General features: G+C 45.2%; 19 protein-coding genes. 17 read left to right on the plus strand and 2 right to left on the minus strand.

All coding sequences use genetic code 11. From position 1 onward, the window contains the following. Nucleotides 1–52: 52 nt before the first annotated feature. Nucleotides 53–1,942 (plus strand): excinuclease ABC subunit UvrC, encoded by a 1,890-nt coding sequence (uvrC, locus tag KP625_RS11820; protein WP_441316600.1) that lies wholly within the window; start codon nt 53–55, stop codon nt 1,940–1,942. A gap of 73 nt (nt 1,943–2,015) precedes the next feature. Further along, on the plus strand, nt 2,016–2,528 hold the full coding sequence (locus tag KP625_RS11825) for a YqeG family HAD IIIA-type phosphatase (RefSeq protein WP_238298023.1): 513 nt from the start codon (nt 2,016–2,018) through the stop codon (nt 2,526–2,528). Between the two features lie 85 nt (nt 2,529–2,613). Here KP625_RS11825 and rpsT read toward each other — a convergent pair whose 3' ends face one another. Together rpsT and KP625_RS11835 are read right to left on the minus strand one after the other, a co-directional pair. Further along, nucleotides 2,614–2,877, minus strand: a complete 264-nt coding sequence (gene rpsT, locus KP625_RS11830) for a 30S ribosomal protein S20 (RefSeq protein ID WP_370641370.1) — start codon at nt 2,875–2,877, stop codon at nt 2,614–2,616. A gap of 211 nt (nt 2,878–3,088) precedes the next feature. After that, on the minus strand, nt 3,089–6,988 hold the full coding sequence (locus KP625_RS11835; protein WP_238298026.1) for an EAL domain-containing protein: 3,900 nt from the start codon (nt 6,986–6,988) through the stop codon (nt 3,089–3,091). Nucleotides 6,989–7,195: 207 nt separating this feature from the next. On the opposite strand from KP625_RS11835, the gene KP625_RS11840 reads away from it, so the two are divergent. The 15 genes from KP625_RS11840 (at nt 7,196) to KP625_RS11910 (ending at nt 20,538) form a co-directional block, all read left to right on the plus strand. Beyond that, nucleotides 7,196–7,849: a lipoprotein intramolecular transacylase Lit gene (locus KP625_RS11840; RefSeq protein WP_238298028.1), complete on the plus strand. Its 654-nt coding sequence runs from the start codon at nt 7,196–7,198 to the stop codon at nt 7,847–7,849. Between the two features lie 36 nt (nt 7,850–7,885). Continuing rightward, on the plus strand, nt 7,886–10,261 hold the full coding sequence (gene glgB / locus KP625_RS11845) for a 1,4-alpha-glucan branching protein GlgB (protein WP_238298030.1): 2,376 nt from the start codon (nt 7,886–7,888) through the stop codon (nt 10,259–10,261). A gap of 12 nt (nt 10,262–10,273) precedes the next feature. After that, nucleotides 10,274–10,990, plus strand: coding sequence for a SanA/YdcF family protein (locus KP625_RS11850; protein ID WP_238298031.1), 717 nt, complete (start codon nt 10,274–10,276; stop codon nt 10,988–10,990). Between the two features lie 33 nt (nt 10,991–11,023). Beyond that, nucleotides 11,024–11,743 (plus strand): IMP cyclohydrolase, encoded by a 720-nt coding sequence (locus KP625_RS11855; RefSeq protein ID WP_118373988.1) that lies wholly within the window; start codon nt 11,024–11,026, stop codon nt 11,741–11,743. Nucleotides 11,744–11,764: 21 nt separating this feature from the next. After that, a complete protein-coding gene (locus KP625_RS11860) occupies nt 11,765–12,946 on the plus strand; it encodes a phosphoribosylaminoimidazolecarboxamide formyltransferase (protein WP_177981440.1) in 1,182 nt (393 codons plus the stop codon). 225 nt (nt 12,947–13,171) lie between these two features. Then, nucleotides 13,172–13,645 (plus strand): transcription elongation factor GreA, encoded by a 474-nt coding sequence (gene greA, locus KP625_RS11865; RefSeq protein WP_238298032.1) that lies wholly within the window; start codon nt 13,172–13,174, stop codon nt 13,643–13,645. A gap of 18 nt (nt 13,646–13,663) precedes the next feature. Continuing rightward, on the plus strand, nt 13,664–15,697 hold the full coding sequence (gene lysS, locus KP625_RS11870; RefSeq protein WP_238298033.1) for a lysine--tRNA ligase: 2,034 nt from the start codon (nt 13,664–13,666) through the stop codon (nt 15,695–15,697). Nucleotides 15,698–15,909: 212 nt separating this feature from the next. Then, nucleotides 15,910–16,512 (plus strand): Type 1 glutamine amidotransferase-like domain-containing protein, encoded by a 603-nt coding sequence (locus KP625_RS11875; RefSeq protein ID WP_118236462.1) that lies wholly within the window; start codon nt 15,910–15,912, stop codon nt 16,510–16,512. A 147-nt stretch (nt 16,513–16,659) separates the two neighbouring features. Continuing rightward, a complete protein-coding gene (locus KP625_RS11880; RefSeq protein WP_238298034.1) occupies nt 16,660–17,229 on the plus strand; it encodes a zinc-ribbon domain-containing protein in 570 nt (189 codons plus the stop codon). Then, nucleotides 17,208–17,879 carry a hypothetical protein gene (locus KP625_RS11885; protein ID WP_238298035.1) on the plus strand — a complete coding sequence of 224 codons (672 nt, stop codon included), beginning with the start codon at nt 17,208–17,210 and terminating at the stop codon, nt 17,877–17,879. The genes KP625_RS11880 and KP625_RS11885 overlap by 22 nt, the downstream gene beginning before the upstream one ends. A 264-nt stretch (nt 17,880–18,143) precedes the next feature. Continuing rightward, a complete protein-coding gene (locus KP625_RS11890) occupies nt 18,144–18,353 on the plus strand; it encodes a helix-turn-helix domain-containing protein (RefSeq protein ID WP_158707401.1) in 210 nt (69 codons plus the stop codon). 48 nt (nt 18,354–18,401) lie between these two features. Next, nucleotides 18,402–18,950, plus strand: coding sequence for an RNA polymerase sigma factor (locus KP625_RS11895; RefSeq protein ID WP_227572937.1), 549 nt, complete (start codon nt 18,402–18,404; stop codon nt 18,948–18,950). Then, on the plus strand, nt 18,937–19,299 hold the full coding sequence (locus KP625_RS11900) for a DUF4179 domain-containing protein (protein ID WP_117781704.1): 363 nt from the start codon (nt 18,937–18,939) through the stop codon (nt 19,297–19,299). The genes KP625_RS11895 and KP625_RS11900 overlap by 14 nt, the downstream gene beginning before the upstream one ends. Continuing rightward, complete coding sequence (locus tag KP625_RS11905) at nt 19,286–19,912, plus strand: histidine kinase (RefSeq protein ID WP_227572938.1); 627 nt, start codon at nt 19,286–19,288, stop codon at nt 19,910–19,912. Before KP625_RS11900 ends, KP625_RS11905 begins: the two co-directional genes overlap by 14 nt. Further along, a complete protein-coding gene (locus tag KP625_RS11910; RefSeq protein ID WP_238298036.1) occupies nt 19,909–20,538 on the plus strand; it encodes a PrsW family glutamic-type intramembrane protease in 630 nt (209 codons plus the stop codon). The genes KP625_RS11905 and KP625_RS11910 overlap by 4 nt, the downstream gene beginning before the upstream one ends. Nucleotides 20,539–20,577 lie beyond the last annotated feature (39 nt).

Raw genomic sequence — 20,577 nt, forward strand, 5'->3', positions numbered from 1 at the left:
TACCTCCTAATTTTATTCTGGATATCTTCACAGAATAGGAGTCAATCATAGTATGGCAGAAAAAAGACAGAGAATCAATGTGAATATATATCGTGCCAGTCATAATGCCGAGGAGAGTCAGTATGTGTTTGACGTGGAGGAAGAACTGAAGAAGCTTCCGAAAAGTCCGGGTGTTTATATCATGCACAGTAAGAATGATGAAATTCTTTATGTTGGCAAAGCTATTAGTCTGCACAGCCGGGTACGGCAGTATTTTCAAACAGGACATGGGCATGGTGGCTCGGCGAAGATTGCGAAGATGGTCTCGCAGATTGCTTACTTTGAATACATTGTAACAAATTCCGAAATGGAAGCACTGGTGCTTGAGTGTAATCTGATTAAAGAATATCGTCCCAAATATAATACGATGATGACGGATGATAAAGGATATCCGTATATCCGTGTAACAGTGGAAGAAGCATTTCCGCGTTTTCTGTATAGTCATTCAATGAAACGTGATCATTCCAAGTATTTTGGACCCTATACGAATGCCCGGGCGGTCAAAGATATTTTGGATCTGATTAATAAGCTGTACCACCTTAGAACCTGTAATCGTAGACTGCCACAGGATATCGGCAAAGATCGTCCGTGTCTGTATTATCAGATTGGACAGTGCAAAGCTCCGTGTGATGGCAAAATCAGTCAGGAGGAGTATGGGAAGCAGGTACAGGCGGCATTGTCTTTCTTGAATGGTAATTATAAGGAGATTTTTGCAGATCTGCAGGAGCAGATGAGAAACCAGGCAGAAGAAATGGAATTTGAGAAAGCGGCTGAGACGCGTGATCTGATTGAGAGTATCCGGCATATCGAGGACAAGCAGCAGATGAATAAGGCGTCCGGGGAAGACCGCGATGTAATCGCCTGTGCGTCAAATGAAAAGGATATTGTCGTGACGGTATTTTTCGTTCGGGATGGCAAATTACTTGGACGTGAAAATCATCATATGAATGGAAACAGCAAAGAACGGTTGTCAGAGGTGTTAGCTGCATTTATCAAGCAGTTTTATTCTGGAACGCCGTATTTGCCGAAGGAGATTTTGGTGCCGGAGATTCCGGAGGAACAGGAAATACTGGAAGCCTATCTGAGTGAACGACGCGATTCGAAAGTGCAGATTGTCGTACCGCAGAAGGGGGATAAGAAGAAGATTCTGAATCTGGCGGCTGAGAATGCAAGACTTGTGTTATCGCAGGATATGGAACGTGTCAGACGGCAGGAAAAACGCACGATTGGAGCAGCAAATGAGATTGCACAATTGCTCGGGATTCCTTCCGCAAACCGGATGGAAGCGTTTGATATCTCCAATATCTCCGGGGTGTTGGCTGTGGCATCCATGGTCGTGTTTGAACAGGGAAAACCGAAGAAAAACGCTTATCGGAAGTTTCGCTTGCGGACTGTAACGGGACCGGATGATTATGCATCTATGAAGGAAGTGCTATCGCGGCGGTTCACCGATGAACGGATGGATGTCCTGCCGGATGTGATTATGATGGATGGTGGCAAAGGACAGGTGAATGTGGCACTTATGGTGCTGGACAGCCTAGGACTTGATATACCGGTCTGCGGTATGGTAAAAGATGATAATCACCGGACGAGGGGATTATATTATAATAATGCGGAGGTGCAATTCCCGAAGGGGAGTGAAGCAATGTTGATGGTTACAGCGTTGCAGGACGAAGCACACCGGTTCGCAATCGAATATCATCGGCAGCTTCGCAGTAAAAATCAGGTGCATTCGGTGCTTGATGAGATACCGGGTGTGGGAGAAAACCGCCGGAAACAGTTACTCAAATATTTTGGCGAGATTCGTAAAATCAAGGAAGCAACGGTAGGTGAACTGGCAGAAGTACCGGGAATCCCGGAATCCATTGCAAAAAATGTGTATGCTTTTTTTCACACCGAATAAAAGACAACAACCGTCTGTGTGAAAGCAAGTGTACGGAATGATAGAGGATGACTATAAAACAGGAGAATAACAGATGTTTCATAAATTTTTTCCAAATGAATATTACGACAGTACCTATCATATAGACTTTCAGGAATTTTATGATAAAGGGTATCGGGCGGTGTTATTTGACGTGGATAATACTCTGGTAGAACATGATGCGCCAGCCAATAAAAAAGCAATCGCACTGATAAAGCAGTTAAAGTCGATAGGGTATGGTGTTTGCTTTGTATCCAATAATGATGAAGTACGTGTGAAGTCTTTCAATGATCAGGTAGGGGCAACGTACGTATATAAAGCCGGAAAACCATCTGCGAAAGGATACGTTCAGGCGATGAAGAAACTGGGAACCAACCCAACAAATACCCTCTTTGTCGGTGATCAGATCTTTACGGATATCTGGGGTGCGAACAATGCGAAGCTTTACAGTATTTTGGTACAACCGATTGCGAAACACGAGGAGATACAGATTGTGTTAAAACGTATTCCTGAGAAATGGGTTTTGCATAGATATCTGAAAAAACATACATTGCAGACTGGCAAGTAAATAAATTTCTGAATTATATACAAAAAGAAAAAGACGCGGAATGCGTCTTTTTCTTTGGGTTAAAATATATTTATCAGTAAAATAATTAAGCAAGCTTGTTAACAGCAAGTGTTAAACGGGAAATCTTTCTAGATGCATTGTTCTTGTGGTAGATTCCCTTTGAAGCAGCCTTGCTGATCTCAGATGTAGCAACCTGAAGTGCAGCTTCAGCAGCAACCTTATCGTTTGCCTCAACAGCAGCCTCAACCTTCTTAACTAAAGTCTTAATCTTAGACTTGACCATTTTGTTTCTTAAAGTCTTTGTCTCGATAACAAGAATTCTCTTCTTTGCGGATTTGATATTAGCCAAACCAGACACCTCCATAAAATTATAATAATAGTAAGTTTATATAATTATCACTTTGGTCAAGACACGAACAATCCATCCACACCACTAGACAGATTGGACCAGTGAAAATTTCTAATTGTGTTCACACACAAACCATAGAATAGCAAAAAGCCATTTCCCTGTCAATACTTTTTGGCGAAAATCTTAGTAAAATCGGATTTTCTATTGCATGTTACATGGCAGAATAATCTTTGATCATTTTGTCATAATCTTCGATTGGCATAGGCTTTGCAAACAGGAAGCCCTGTCCGATCTCGCAGTTGATGGAACTGAGCATCTCAAGCTGTTCGACAGTTTCAATACCCTCACTGACAACACGGATATCAAGTGTGTGCGCCATCTCGATAATACTGCGCAGAATGCTGACTGCGTTTTTATCGTTTGTTGTTGACCTGGATAAGAAATCATGGTCAAGTTTGATGACATCGATTGGCAGATCCTTGAGTAGTGTAAGGGAAGAGTAACCGGTACCAAAGTCGTCCATGTTGATGATGAAATCCATGGACTTCAGTTTGTTCAGTACATCAATCATCTGTGAGTAATTCTCGGAGAAAATGCTCTCCGTAATCTCGAATTCGAGATAATGATGTGGAATATAGTATCGTTCTACAATCTCCTGCACCTTTGAAAGGAAATCCGGATGCGCCAGTGTCACTCTGGATAAGTTTACAGAGAACGGAATGACATAGATATCGGAATCCAGATATCTTCGAATAGATTTACATGCCTGTTCAAGCATAAAGCAGTCAATCTGGTAGATAAATCCGTTCTTTTCAAAGGAAGGAATAAATGCGGCAGGTTCCAGGAATCCCTTGGAAGGCGACATCCAACGTACCAGCAGCTCGCCGCCAATCAGACTCTTTGATGCGATATCGTATTTTGGCTGTACATATGCGCAGAATTCGTTGTTCTCAAGTGCACCATGGATACTGTTTTCAAGCTGCGCATCGTTTAATACCTTCTTATGGTACTCGTCGTCGTAGAACGCGTAAGAGACACCGGTTGAAGCATCAATCGACTTGCCGGCCATCATTGCACGGTCAACTAAGCGGTTAATGCTGTAGCTGTGCATGGTTTCATCGATAATCAGGATTCCGGTTGTAAAGTCTACAACGAAACGATCCTGGATAGCAAGGCATGCGTCATGGACTTCTGCCTTGAGGTTATTGAAGATAGACATAAACTGATCTTCTGCTTTGTAATGAATCAGCATAATGTAGGTATCACTAATCACACGGGCGAAGGTCTCGCCTTCCTGCATATATTTGCTTAATACATCAGCAACGGCTTTCAATGTCTGGTCACCGACATTGTGTCCGTAGGTTTCATTGATGTATTTGAAGTTCTTGATGTTAAAATAGAACATTACATAATCGGTATTCGGATTGTCGTTTAAAATTGTCTGGGCATCGACCTTGAATTTCTCGAAGTTTCCATATCCGGTAATAATATCACGATAAGAAGCTTCGGCAATCCGTTTTTCAATGTTGATGTTCTGCTCTAGTTCCTTGCGAAGCTGCTCTGCCTTTGTCTCTTTGTGCGTAGAAGTAGATATCAGGAATGTGTGGCTGCCGGAACTCCAGCTGATCGTTGTCATATGAACGTCTAGTGGTTCATCCAGCGTCCGGTTGTGTTTGATACAGCCAACCGTTGGATTGTTGTCCGAGATTTTATGTACCGGGCAATCACGGCATGGTGCACTTTCCTGATGCATGCAGGAGTAACATTTGCTGTTTAAGGCAAGCTTCGGGAAGTATTCACGTGCACATTCATTGAAATACATGACATCGTAGGAATCCTTATCTACAACAATCATCGGATTTTGTACAAGACCAAATGCCTTGATTGTGTCATCCCGTAACTGCGACATAGAACGATTTGACTGTTTGGTTTTGATTGCTTCTCCCAATAACCGAAAAATCTGTTTAAAAGCTGTCAGTGTCTGACCGGTCCATGTGATATCCTTATTCATGGAATAAAAGCAGATAAAACCAATACATTTGCCATTCGTGTTGATATCGCATTGCATGAATTTCCGAATCCCTTCTGCGTATGGATTCATACTTGCGGTATTGGTCTTGATCAGAGATGTATCAGAGGAATAAGTAATGCCGTCTGTGCCCATCGCAGATAATTCTTCCAGAATTGCCGACGGAGTATGCTGGCGAATTGCCATATCATTTGCGATACCTTTTTTGCACCATTGATGTGTGCAGTCTACAAAATTCCGGTTGTAGCCGTACTCCCAGATACAGATCTTGTCGATGTCAAAATGGTCTCCCACAATACTCATTGCCTGTTCGATTGCGCTATAGGTGTTGGTGCTTGTAAACAGGGTGGAAAGCAGGGAATCAAGGATGGAACCGGACTCATCTGTACGTGCAGCCGGTTCGGAACGGTCATTTTCGTATTTTCCACGTTCCATGTCATCTGCATAGAAGAAATATCCGTTCTTGCCATTCAGCTTTGCCTGATACAGCGCGGTATCCGCATTTTCCAACAGGACGTTGTAAGGAATCTGCTGGTTGGTAGCTGCGATACCGATACTGAGAGTTACTTTGCAGTCATCACAATACAATTCACGCAGCCGGTCGGCAATCATGGTCGCTTTTTCACTTGCGAGCTGCGTATCCAATACATTGGATAAAAATACACAGAATTCATCACCGCCGAGACGACCGGCGATTCCGTAATCACCTTTAAATTCCTGTAGAGTTTTGCCAATATCGACGATGACCTCATCGCCCTTTAAATGTCCAAAGGTATCGTTGATTTTTTTGAAATCATCTATGTCAATCAGCATCAGGACCTGATAGCTGTTTCCATTTAATTCACGCAGAGAAGCCTGGATTTTGCTCTCTGTAGTGGCTTTGTTATAAAGTCCGGTCATCTGATCAGTCTCTGCACGAATCAGAAGCTTTTGCTGTTCTACCTTCTGCGCATGGATGTTTCGGAGCAGACCAACGACACGAAGCGGCGTTCCCTCTTCATCATAAATAGTTGAAAATGTGGAGAAATACCATTGGAATCCACCGTTTTTGGTATTCAGTTTAAATTCTGTGGAATGATATTCCGTGCCTGCTTTTGCCAGATAGAACAATTCCTCGATTGCAGACTGTGTGTCATAGGAGACGAGTCCCATCTTGAGCATATTCTCGGTTGGATTCTCAATTACAGATTCACCTTCAAAAATATGGTTGAATTTCTCGGCAAATGTAATCGTGTCAGTTGCGATATCGTATTCGTAAGGAAGTTCCTCGGAGATATCGGAGATAATCAGATATTTCTGCTCTTCCAGCATTGCTTTCGTTTCGGCAATTTTCAGATTTGTGATATCGGACATAACGAGATTGACAACCGGAAATCCCTGCTCTTCGGAACCGGAACGTGCGATGACGGCATTGACCCATTTGACACTGCCATCTGCACACTGGATGCGGAAGTTCATAATCTTTGAATTTTCTTCATTTTCGGTCAAATCTGCCAGTGCTTCGATCACAAGAGAGAGATCTTCGCTGAGTACAATCTGCAACGTGCTTTTGCCATACTTTTCTTTGTATTCATGCTCGGAGTATCCACACATGTCATAGAAGAAATTATTCGCCCAAAGAAGTGACAGATTGTTGTCGAGCAGATGCTTGCTTACACCGCTTGGAACTGTATTTGCGAAGATTTCCAGATCAGTCTTGGCGCGGACCGTTTCATTTGCCGCATGCTCCAGATTTGTGATATCGGTAAATACGCACTGCAGCACATCACGGCCGTCATTTAAGGAAAAGGCCTGTCCGTTGCACAAGACTGTCAGAATCGCACCGCTTTTCGTTACAATCCGATGTTGGACACTAATCAGATTCGAGATACTCAACTGATAATTGATAGAGGCAATTACTTCCGTAAAATCCTCTACATATAACAAATTATCCAGGGTACAGATCTTCTTTGACAATTCGCGCGGAGAATATCCGGTCATAGTACAAAGTCCCTGGTCAAAATCCAAAATATTGTATGGCGCATCTGTCTCCAAGACAAATGTAGCCACGTCATTTCCATTTACAAAATTACCTGATGCCATTATCGCCCCACCACCTCATGCTGTATAAAAAACTACTATATATTATAGTGGAAAACAGCATATGACGCAAGGTAAAAATCAAGAGTAATTCTAGTGATATTGGACGTATTTACAAAATGGTTTCTTTACTTTGCAGGGCGGAAATGGTAAAATAAATAAGCTTATAAATTTTTAGAAGAATACAGGAAAAGATAATAATCGGTTATTATGAAAAGAGAAGAATATAGAAAGTTTCAATGGCTTGCCAGTTGTTGTATTGCAGTATTTATTATGAGTTTTGCGATATGTCTGCTTGCGTTCAACCGGAGTGTGTACCGGATGTCTGCTGTGGATTATCGGAATGGAGCCACAGTGGAAATCAGCAAGGCAGAAGCGGAGCTTTATTATGGACAGATTGCGGATTCGTATTGCCGTTTTTTTACGGGTAAATACAGGATAGCAGGCTATGAATTGTCAGAAACCAATGTGCATCAGCTGAATCGGTTGAAGGGATATTACCGGTTTGCATGGATTTTGTCGATTGCTTCCATGGTGGGGATTGTATATAGTTTTCGCCGATTATGGCGCAGGAGAGAGACGATGCCGTGTTATTACGGAAGTGCAGGGGGAGCATGCCTGGTGGCGTTGTTGTTACTGCGGATCGTGACATCGAAAAGAGAAGTTTATGCGGGAGTGCGTAATATGATATTCCGGGGTGATTACAGCTATTTCTCAATCGGGGATGTTCTGTGTAAGATTCTGCCGGAGACTTTTGCGCGAAATCTGGCACTTTTATATCTCGGCATAGTTGCAGCGGAGATATTTGTATTTGTGATGATTCGTGTGGGAATCCGTCTGGCAGGACGACCACACAGGTATTAGATCTAGAGAAGGATATTTTAAGGAGGGTTACAAAATATGAACAAACGATTGGAAGACTGGGTAAACTGGATTTTGTACGATGAATTGAAAAATGGGGTAATCAATGCACCGAAGCATCTGCTCGGAAACCATGACTACGGAGACGGACAGGTCATTACGGTATATCGTCCATATGCCGAGAAAGTCAGTGTTGTGTCACCGACGGGCAAGAACCGCGAGGAGATGGAATGTCTGGCAGAGGGCTTTTATGGTTATTACAGTGCAAAGAAGAAATATAAGGGAACCAAATACCGGATTGAGACGACATATCAGGATGGTTCGACCGTTGTAACTGCAGATGCGTATGCATTTGATTCGCAGATTACAGAATTCGATACGTATCTTTTTGCTGAGGGTAAGCTCTACGATATCTATGAGAAGTTCGGCGCACATCCGATGACAATCGATGGTGTGAAGGGAACTTACTTCGCAGTGTGGGCACCACATGCAAGACGTGTCAGTGTCGTTGGTGATTTCAATATGTGGGATGGCGCGTTGAATCCGATGCAGATGATGCAGACATCAGGCATTTATGAGCTGTTTATCCCGGATGTTGCACCGGGAGCTGTTTACAAATATCAGATACTGACAAGAGAAGGAGAAATCTTATATAAGGCAGATCCATATGGAAACCAGTGTCAGGTAAGACCGGACAATGCGAATGTTGTTGCAGATCTGGTAGGATACAAGTGGAAGGATACAGATTGGATTGAGAACCGGAAGCATCAGACCCGTGAGACCGAGCTGAAAAAGCCGATGGCAATCTACGAGTGCCACCTTGGTTCATGGAAGAAGAAAATCGAGGATTCGGATTTTGGCTTTTATACATATCGTGAGCTTGCGAAGATGCTCTGCGATTATGTAAAGAAGATGGGATATACGCATGTGGAGCTGATGGGTATTGCAGAGTATCCGTTTGATGGTTCATGGGGGTATCAGGTAACGAATTATTATGCACCGACCAGCCGTTATGGTTCGCCGGATGATTTTATGTATTTTGTGGATCACATGCATGCAAATGGCATCGGCGTGATTTTAGACTGGGTACCGGCACATTTCCCAAGAGATGCACACGGACTCGGAAGATTTGATGGTATGCCGCTTTATGAGCATCCGGATCCAAGACGTGGCGAACATCCGGACTGGGGTACCTATATTTTTGATTTCGGAAGAAATGAGGTATCAAACTTTTTAACTGCAAATGCATTGTTCTGGGTGGAGAAGTTCCATGTAGATGCATTGCGTGTGGATGCGGTTGCTTCTATGCTGTATCTGGATTATGGAAAGCAGGATGGACAGTGGCTGCCGAACAAAGATGGTGGAAATGAAAACTACGATGCAATCGAACTGCTTCGTAAGATCAATACCGTTATGGAAGAAAGAAATCCGGGCGCATTCCTGATTGCGGAAGAGTCCACAGCATGGGCTGGTGTCACAGCGCCGGCAAGCATGAAGGGACTTGGTTTCCTGTACAAGTGGAATATGGGATGGATGAATGACTTCCTAGAGTATATGAAGATGGATCCATATTTCCGTTCATTCAATCACAACCGTCTGACATTCAGTTTGTCATATACATATGCAGAGAATTACGTGCTCGTGATTTCGCACGATGAGGTCGTGCATTTGAAATGCTCGATGCTCAACAAGATGCCGGGCTTTGAGGTGGACAAGTTTGCAAATCTGCGTACAGCATATGGATTTATGTATGGACATCCTGGCAAGAAACTTTTGTTCATGGGTCAGGAGTTCGGACAGCTTCGTGAGTGGAGCGAGGCAAGAAGCCTTGACTGGTTCTTATTAGAGCAACCGTTGCATAAGAAGATGCAGAAATGGGTGGCAGATCTAAACCATATGTATACAACTTATGATGCATGTTACTATAACGACAATGATCAGATGGGATTTGAGTGGACAAAGGTTGATGATGCGAATACAAGTATTATCGCATTCGTGCGTCGTGGAAAGACCGTGAAGGATCAATTATTGTTCGTATGTAACTTTGTTCCGGTTGAGCGCAAGGATTACTGGATTGGTGTTCCATGCCTGACAGAATACGAGGAGATTATCAATTCCGATGCGAAAATCTACGGCGGTTCCGGCACAAAGAATGGCAAGGTTAAGGCATTTGAAGAGAAGTGTGACCGTATGCCGTATGCAATCAGCATTGATATCGCACCACTTTCCATGATGGTGTTCAAGTATGATTATGTAGACAAGAATACAGTTGTTGCAGACGCGCCGGCAGTGGCAGCAATCGAGAAGAAGCCGGCTGCGAAGAAATCTTCTGCAAAGTCAGGTGCAGCGGGAAAAACGGCTGTAACAAAATCTTCCTCTGAGAAGAAGTCAGTAGAAAAAAAGACAACAAAGTAATGGAAGTAAATTATGAGTAAGAAAAAGGCAGTTAAGAGAAGAAAAGGTGGATTTGTATATGCTGTCAGGAATATAGTATTATTCCTTGCTGCGTTCACACTGTTGATGGTTCTTGGGTTGACAGGAATCTATATCTATGTTAAACATGATGTGAATCCCCACCTGTTGACGGAAAGTGAGGCTGCATCTCTTTCAGATGTAGATTGTATCATCATTCTTGGGGCATCTGTAAAGAATGGAGATACACCGAGTCCGATGCTGCGGGATCGATTAGATGAGGGGATTGCACTTTATAAGGCAGGATGTGCACCGAAGATACTGATGAGTGGGGATCATGGCAGCCAGTATTACAATGAGGTTAGCGTCATGAAAAAATATGCAATCGAACAGGGTGTGCCGTCTGAGGATATCTTTCTTGATCATGCCGGATTTTCTACTTATGAGAGTATGTATCGCGCCAGAGCAATCTTCAGTGCGGAAAAAGTTGTGATTGTAACACAGAAATATCACCTGACACGTGCGGTCTATAATGCTAAGAGCCTCGGTATGGATGCGTATGGTGTTGCTGCAAAGCCGGTTAAATATGGTGGGCAGACAATTCGGAACATCCGCGAGTATCTGGCAATCAGCAAAGATTTTATAATGACGTTTATCAAACCGGAGCCGACTGTACTTGGTAACCCGATTTCCTTAGATGGAAGCGGGGATGTTACCAACGGCGCAGATTAACATAGACACAAAACAAGAGGAGGAGCGAAGAGCGTGAAGATGATTTCATTGGAAGAAGAATTGAAGGGCAATGCGTACCCGGGTAGAGGTATCGTGATCGGAAAGTCACAGGACGGCAAGAAAGCGGTAACTGCATATTTCATTATGGGACGCAGCGTGAATTCACGGAACCGTGTATTTACAGAGACAGAGGATGGCATAAGAACAGAGGCAGCAGATCCTTCCAAGCTGACAGATCCACATCTGATCATCTATGCACCGGTGCGTGTATTAGGAAATAAGACAATTGTGACAAATGGAGATCAGACCGATACGATTTACGAGCTGATGGATAAGCAGCAGACATTTGAGCAGTCTTTACGCACGAGAGAATATGAGGACGATGCGCCGAATTATACGCCACGTATTTCCGGCATTATGCATGTGGAAAATGGTTCGTATAATTATGCAATGTCAATCTTAAAATCCGCAGACGGAAATCCGGATTGTTGTGAGAGATTTACATTTTCTTATACGAATCCACTTCCGGGAACCGGACATTTCATTCACACTTATATGGGTGATGGCAATCCACTTCCAAGCTTTGAGGGTGAGCCGAAGCTGGTTGCAATCCCGGATGATATGGATGCATTTACCGATATGCTGTGGAATTCTTTGAATGAGGATAATAAGGTATCTTTGTTCGTTCGCTATATCGATATCGAGACAGGTAAGGCGACATCAAAGATTATCAATAAATACGACAGAGTTTAAGAAAGCGGAGGATGAAAAATCATGGCAAACGAAATTATGCTTAAGTATGGATGTAACCCGAATCAGAAACCATCTCGTATCTACATGGAGGATGGAAGCGAGCTTCCGGTCAAGGTGATCAATGGCAAGCCGGGCTATATCAACTTTTTGGATGCATTTAACGGCTGGCAGCTTGTAAAGGAGCTGAAAGAAGCAACCGGACTTCCGGCAGCAACTTCTTTCAAGCATGTATCTCCGGCAGGTGCGGCTGTGGGACTTCCGCTTGACGATACACTGGCAAAGATCTACTGGGTAGACGATCTCGGCGAGCTTTCTCCACTGGCATGTGCCTATGCGAGAGCAAGAGGCGCTGACCGTATGTCTTCCTTCGGTGATTTCATTGCACTTTCCGATGTGTGTGATAAGGATACAGCAAGACTGATTAAGCGTGAGGTATCCGATGGTGTGATTGCACCGGGTTACACAGACGAGGCAATCGAGCTTCTGATGCAGAAGAAAAAGGGTAATTACAATATTATTCAGATTGATCCTTCCTATGTACCGGCTCCAATTGAACATAAGCAGGTATATGGCATCACATTTGAGCAGGGAAGAAATGAGCTTCCAATCAACGATGAATTGCTTTCAAACATTGTGACAAAGAACAAGGATCTTCCGGAATCTGCAAAGAACGATATGAAGATCGCTCTGATTACACTCAAATATACACAGTCAAACTCTGTATGCTATGTAAAGAACGGTCAGGCAATTGGTATCGGTGCCGGACAGCAGTCCCGTGTACACTGTACAAGACTTGCCGGACAGAAGGCAGATAACTGGTATCTTCGTCAGGCACCACAGGTTCTGAATCTGCAGTTTGTAGATTCCCTTGGACGTGCAGACCGCGACAATGCAATCGATGTCTACATTGGCGATGAGTATGAGGATGTACTTCGCGAGGGCGAATGGCAGAAGCGTTTCAAGGTAAAACCACCGGTATTTACACGCGAGGAGAAGCGTGCATGGCTCGATGGAAATACCGACGTAACACTTGGTTCCGATGCATTCTTCCCATTCTCTGATAATGTAGAGCGTGCAAAGAAGAGCGGTGTGAAGTATATCGCACAGCCAGGTGGTTCTGTACGTGATGATCTCGTGATTGAGTGTGCAGACAAGTACGATATGGTTATGTCATTTACAGGAATCCGTCTGTTCCATCACTAATCGGATGCTGTAAGGCAGAATAATTACAGAAAGAAAATTGTGAATCCGCAAGGTCAGAAATGGCTTTGCGGATTTTTGCACAATAAGCGGCATACAAAGGGAAGAAAAATATTGGTAAAACAGTTGAAATCACGTTTGACATATGACGGAATATCCGATATAATTCAAGCATGTATGCTCGGAAGAAGTCTGGGCTAGTATTTCGTGAAAGAAAGGAAAAGAAAGATGGCTGAGAAGAAGAATCTGTTGACAAGAGAAGGTCTTCGTAAATTAGAGGACGAGTTGCAGGATTTAAAGGTAAATAGACGTCAGGAAATTGCTCAGAAGATTAAGGAAGCAAGAGAGCAGGGAGACTTGTCCGAGAACGCCGAGTACGATGCAGCAAAGGACGAGCAGAGAGATATCGAGGCTCGTATCGAAGAGATTGAGAAAATCCTTAAATATGCAGAGGTTGCGGACGAGGAAGAAGTTGAACAGGGTGTTGTAAACTTCGGTTCAGAAGTATCTATTTTGGATATTGGTCTGGATGAAGTGAATACATTTAAGATTGTAGGTTCTACGGAGTCAAATATTCTGGAGGGTAAGCTTTCTAATGAGTCTCCGCTTGGCATGGCTATTTTGAAGAGACGTGTAGGAGAGACGGTAACAGTTGAAGCACCGGAAGGTAACTTTGACTTCCGTATTTTGGATATTCGATAAGAAAGAGAGATTGGAACAGTGGCAGAGAATAAGCAGCAGGATACAAACAAGCTGTTGCAGGTGCGCCGTGATAAGCTCGCGGAACTGCAGGCAGCAGGGAAGGACCCTTTTGAGATTACAAAGTATGATGTGACACATCACAGCTTGGATGTAAAAGAACAGTATGTAGCGCATGAAGCTGAACTTCTGGCAGGAAGACCGGCGCCTGTAGTGGAAGGCCTGGATGATGAGCAGAAGAAAGAAGTCCTGACAAACGATTACAATGAGAGAAGAGCAATTATGGATGCTTCTCCGATTCATGTGACAATTGCCGGACGTATGATGTTTAAGCGTGTCATGGGTAAAGCATCGTTCTGCAACATTCAGGATTTGAAGGGAAATATTCAGGTTTATGTTGCAAGGGACCAGATCGGTGAAGACAGCTATGCTGATTTTAAGAAATCAGATATCGGTGATATCTATGGCGTGAAGGGATATGCATTCCGTACCAAGACAGGTGAGCTTTCTATTCATGCAGAGGAGATGACACTTCTGTCGAAGTCTTTGCAGATTCTTCCGGAGAAGTTCCATGGACTGACCGATACGGATGTACGTTATCGTCAGAGATACGTGGATCTGATCATGAATCAGGAGAGTAAAGAAGTATTTATCAAGCGTTCACAGATTCTGAAGGAGATTCGTAATTTCCTTGCAGGCCGTGATTTCATGGAAGTTGAGACACCAATGCTCGTTTCGAATGCCGGTGGTGCCGCTGCGAGACCATTTGAGACACATTACAATGCATTAAATGAAGATGTAAAGCTTCGTATCTCACTGGAATTATATCTGAAGAGACTGATTGTTGGTGGTCTGGAAAGAGTGTTCGAAATCGGTCGTGTATTCCGTAATGAGGGTGTTGACACCCGCCACAATCCGGAGTTTACATTGATGGAGCTGTATCAGGCATATACCGATTACGAGGGCATGATGGAACTGACAGAGTCTATGTTCCGTTACCTTGCAGAGAAGGTATGTGGCAGCACAAAGATTTCTTACAATGGTATTGAAATCGACTTTGGTAAGCCATTTGAGCGTCTGACAATGAATGACGCGATCAAGAAATATACAGGTATTGATTTTGATCAGGTAGCAGATGATGCAGAGGCGAAGAAGCTGGCCGACGAGCACCATATCGCATACGAGGATCGTCATAAGAAGGGTGATATTATCAACCTGTTCTTCGAGGAGTTCTGCGAGGAGAAGCTGATCCAGCCAACATTTATCATGGATCATCCAATCGAGATTTCTCCACTTACGAAGAAGAAACCTTCAGACCCAAGCAAGGTAGAGCGATTCGAACTCTTTATCAATACGTGGGAGATGTGTAATGCATACTCTGAGCTGAACGATCCAATCGATCAGCGTGAGCGTTTCGCCGCACAGGATGCAAATGCAGCTGCAGGTGATGACGAGGCAGAGCATACAGATGAAGATTTCCTGAATGCTTTGGAGATCGGTATGCCGCCAACGGGTGGTATCGGTTATGGTATTGACCGTTTGGTAATGCTACTTACAGATTCACAGGCAATCAGGGATGTTTTGTTGTTCCCGACAATGAAGTCCCTCGGTGGTGTAAAATCCGAAAATGGTGTAAGTTCTAAAGAGGTTTCTACACCAAATTCAGAGCCTGAGAAAATTGATTTTTCTAAGGTAAAGGTTGAGCCTTTGTTTGAAGAAGATGTTGATTTTGATACATTCTCAAAGTCAGATTTCAGAGCTGTAAAGGTTAAAGAGTGTGTTGCAGTACCGAAGTCAAAGAAACTGTTACAGTTCACTCTTGATGACGGAACAGGCACAGACAGAACCATTTTAAGCGGTATTCACGCATATTACGAGCCGGAAGAACTTGTTGGTAAGACACTTATCGCAATCACAAATCTTCCTCCAAGAGCAATGATGGGCATTGACTCTTGTGGTATGCTTCTCAGTGCAGTACACGAAGAAGAAGGCGAAGAAAAGCTTCATCTCCTTATGGTAGATGACCATATTCCGGCAGGTGCAAAGCTGTATTAAGAAGTACCGTTTTACCTTACAAAACGGGATGTATTTCATTTGTGAAAAAGCTCTGAAAATACACAAATACACCAAATTTACACCAAATGGTGCTTGAAACGGTGTAGAGCCTTAAAAATCGCATAATTTTCAAAATATATGGGCAGTCCCAATCGGGATTGCCCATTTTCAGAAAGAAAAAGATAAATTGGTATTTATAAAGGAGAATATTGATGAAACTATTTTTATGTTCGCACTTTTCAAGTGTGGGAAGTCTGATAAAGGAAGAAATTGAAAATAAGAAAGTCGCATTTATTCCAACAGCTTCACTGCGTGAAGGCTACACCGGTTATGTCGGCTCGGCTCGAAAATTATTCAAAAAGTTGGGAGCAATCGTAACTGAAATTGATATTTCAACGGAGGCTTATTCAACGATACAGTCTGTTTTTGAAGAAGCAGATGTGATATATTTTACCGGCGGAAATTCTTTCTTTCTTATGGACCAGCTCCGTAAAACGGGAACTGATGGGCTACTGAAAAAGGAATTGGCAAATGGAAAATTGATGATCGGCGAGTCGGCAGGCGCAATTATATGCGCTCCAAGCATCCAATATATCGAGCAAATGGATGAAAAGCCAGAGGACTACTCACAAGAAGATGATGCAGGGCTTGATTTGATTGATTTCTATGTTCTTCCGCATTATCTTACAGCACCATTTAAGAAAGTTACCGAGAAAATAATGACTGAGTTTTCGGATTTGAATCTATGCCCGATTAACAACCGTCAGGGAATTGTAATTGATGGTGAAAGTTCAAAGGTTATTTGCAAAGACTAATTTGAAAATTCCAGTTTGCCAACTTGCCCTTTGAGAGAAGAAAAATCTTTTCTTGATGGGCTTTTTTATTTTTACTGAGATTCGCAAACTACAAGAAAAAGCCGAAACTTCATATACTTTAATCACAGAGGAAGTGGAGGTTTTGATATGAGTAACAGCTTAGCGGCGGTACATCCAGAATTGATTGTCGAATGGTCGGATAGGAATTTACCGCTGACACCGGACAGCGTGACTTTCGGCTCGAATAAGAAAGTATGGTGGAAGGCTTGGTGGAAGTGCAAGACTTGTGGCTATGAGTGGAACACACTTATCTCTACACGTTCAGGCGACAGTAAATGTCCTTGTTGCAGTGGCTATACATTTATAAAAGGCAGGAATGACCTAAAAAGTACACACCCACAGATAGCCAAAGAATGGTCAGAGAAAAACTATCCTCTGCAACCGGATGAAGTCAATGCAAAGTCGAGGAAAAATGTATGGTGGCATTGCAGAAAATGTGGAAACGAGTGGAAATCAGTTATCAATGCCCGTGTGAAAGGAACGGTTTGCCCTGTCTGTGCAGAGCGAGAAGTACTTGCCGGATATAATGATTTGGCTACGACGGATAAGCAGCTTTTGATAGAATGGAATTATGAATTAAATAAGTTGAAGCCGACGGAAGTTTCAAGAAATTCAGCAAAGAGAGCATGGTGGCAATGCAGATACGGTCATTCTTAAAATCCAATTTCTTATCAGAGAAATACGGACTGGAGGATAAGGTCATCAAGTTCTACCCACAACAGATTGCTTACTTGAAATCCCGCGTAGAGGGACTTACAAAAGATGTTGAAACAGCAAAATTACACCCGAAACCGATAGACGAGCAGCCGCTTGGAATGATGGTATCGGGTGTTTCTTATTTCGAAAAAGCCGAAGCAGGTCAGGCAATTATCAATGCCTGCAAGTCAATGAACAGTCCTGATGCGATAGCACTTGGCGAGTACCGTGGCTTTCAAATGGAATTGTATTTTGATACGGTGCAGCGTAATTATGTTGTGAAATTAAAAGGCGAAACAAGCAGAGATGTACCGCTTGGCGATGATGCTCACGGTAATATCGTGAGAATAGATAACGGCATAGAACGCTTTGAGGAAGTACTTGCTGATACGAAAAACAGCCTTGAAAATACGGAGAAGCAGTTTGAAACAGCGAAGCAGGAAATCGAAAAGCCGTTTGCAAAGGAGGAAGAATTGAGGGCAAAAACTGCCCGACTTGATGAGCTGAATATCCTGCTCAATATGGATAAAAAGGAAAATGAGATTGTCGGCGGAGAGCCTGATGAGGGCGAAGCAGTCGGCGGCAGAAAGGAGGAATCGTATGAGAGATAAACAGGAAGGCGGTGGTCGATATGCCATTTATCGCCCCTGAGTTAATCATTCAGGCGAAGCAGATGGACTTATTAACCTAGAGGTGCGGATGAGGTGAAGCAGGAAGCGCCACATAAGGAAGTATCAAAGGTAAGAGAAGATAAAGCCAGATAGATATGAGGACGTGGGAGAGATTCTGCGTCCCAACGTCCGTGTGGGCTTGCTTTTATTCGGATATTCGTATATAATGTATCGTGTTGAGTATTATCCATGCGGAGGTGCGGTATGAACGGGATCAAGGGCTATATCTCCATTCGGGAGGCGTCTTACCGTTGGGGCGTGTCAGAGCGGCGGGTCAACCAATACTGCGCCGAAGGGCGGATCCCCGGCGCGTCCCGGTTCGGGCGTTCATGGGCGATCCCGGAAAATGCGGAGAAACCGTCCGACCCGCGCTTTCAAGGACAGCACCGCGATTCCGGCAGGACAAGCACCTGACGGATCCTCCTCTGCATGGGAAGCATCCGCAAAAAGGAGGTGAACGCTATGGCCTGCGACGAGAGCTTGTACCGCCAATATCTGAACGGCGACGACGAAGGGCTCAATGCCCTGATGAAAAAATACGGCGACCCACTGACCCTGTATATCGACGGCTATCTGCACGACGTTCACGAGGCGGAGGAGCTGATGCTGGACGTTTTCGCCTATCTGTTCACCAAAAAGCCGAAGATACGGGACGGCGGCTTCAAGGCGTATCTCTATAAGGCGGCGCGGCACATGGCGCTGCGCCATAAGAGCAAACGGAAGCCCCTGTTCAGCCTCGATACGCTGACCGGCGAGCCGGACGGACGGCTGCTGGCGGAGGAGGTCATCCGGACGGAGGAGCGCAACCGCGTCCTGCATTGCTGCATGAGCGAAATAAACCCGGACTATCGGGAAGTCCTCTATCTCACCTATTTTGAGGATATGAGCTACGCGCAGGCGGCGGAGGTCACGGGAAAAACAGTAAAACAGATCACCAACATGGTGTATCGCGGAAAAAAGAGCCTGCGAAGGCTTTTAGAACGGGAGGGGATCACAGATGCGGAGTCATGAAGAGCGCGTCGCGGAGACAAAGCGGCGCATCGCCAAAATTGAGCGGGAGAAACGGCGGCGGCGCAATACGGTCACCATGGCTTCCGCCGTGGCGGCGTGCCTTGCGTTGCTCATCGGCGCGTCCCTCGCCATGCCCGGCATTGCCGCGAGCATCCAGACAGGCGACTACTCCGGCTTTGAAACGGCGGCAAGCATCTTTCACGGCGGCGCTGCCTTGGGATACATCGTCATCGGGCTGCTGGCTTTTTTACTCGGCGTGTGCGTGACCGTTCTGTGTTTCCGGCTGCGTCAGATGAGCCGAGAGGACGGGCAGGACAGGGAAAGCGAGGATGCGCATGGAGCTGATTGAGAACCTGCTGCAACTGCTGACCACGTTCGTCGGCGCACTGCTTTCGGGTATCGCCTACCGAAAAAGTGGGCGGCAGACGTATTTCCTGCTGCTGTGCTTCTACGGCTGCTTTGCCCTCGGCGCGCTCTACTGGACGCTGTATCTGCTGCTGTTCGATACCACACCGCGCGTTTTCTATGTCTCGGAGTTCGGCTGGGTGGCCAGCGTAATTTTCCTGCGCATTTTGCAGGCCACGCTCACCACTCAGGACGAGCGCAGCTTCCGCAGCCGCTCTGCATGGCTTTCGCCGCTGATCGGCGTACCGCTGCTGGCGTTCTACTGCACCTTCGGGGATATTCTCTCCAACCTGATCTGGTGCGGCATGATGATTTGGCTCTCCTTCTGCGCCATCCGTGGACTGGTCTACGCCAATGGGCAGACAGGCACGGCGCGGAATATGCGGTACTACCACATCGGCGTGCTGTGCTTTGCGTTTGCGGAGTATCTGCTTTGGACGGTGGGCTGCTTTTGGCCGGATACCTCTCTGGCAAGCCCCACCTTCTGGTGCGATATGCTGCTGACGCTCGCCATTCTCGGCCTGCTGCCCGCCACGAGAAAGGCGGTGGACGCATGACCTACATCGAAAACATCTTCCTCTGCATGGTATCTCCCCTGCTGGTGGCCGCTTTGTGCATGGGCAGGCGGCAGCTCCGCTTCTTCCTGTTCTGCATTGCCGGGATGGGGATGTGCCTGCTTTCGGCCTATATCAACACCTTCCTCGCGGCGGTGTGTCAGGCGGACGCCCTTGCCGCCACGGCGGAGATTGCGCCGGTGGTGGAGGAAATGATGAAGCTGCTGCCGCTGGTGTTCTATCTTCTGGTGTTTGAGCCGGAGAGCGAGAGAATTAAGCCCGCCGCCATCACGCTCGCCCTGAGCTTCGCCACCTTTGAAAACGTGTGCTATCTCATCCAGAACGGCGCGGACCGCTTCTCCTTCATCTTCTTCCGGGGCTTCGGCACGGGAGCCATGCACGTCCTCTGCGGCCTGATCGTGGGCGGCGGGCTTGCCTATGCGTGGCGGCGGACGTGGCTTAAAATAGCCGGTACGTGCGGGCTGCTGGGCGCGGCCATCACCCTCCACGCCATCTATAATCTGCTCATTGCTTACGGCGGCGCGGCGCAGTATGTGGCCTATGTCCTGCCGGTGCTGCTGGTAGCGGCGGGAAGATGGTCCGCTTTCCGCTTATCGCAGAGGAAATAACCGAACATTTACTCCCTGAGAGCTGCCTTTTGGCGGCTC

Origin of the sequence: Eubacterium sp. MSJ-33 (assembly GCF_022174665.1) — a bacterium.
Lineage (GTDB): Bacteria > Bacillota > Clostridia > Lachnospirales > Lachnospiraceae > Coprococcus_C.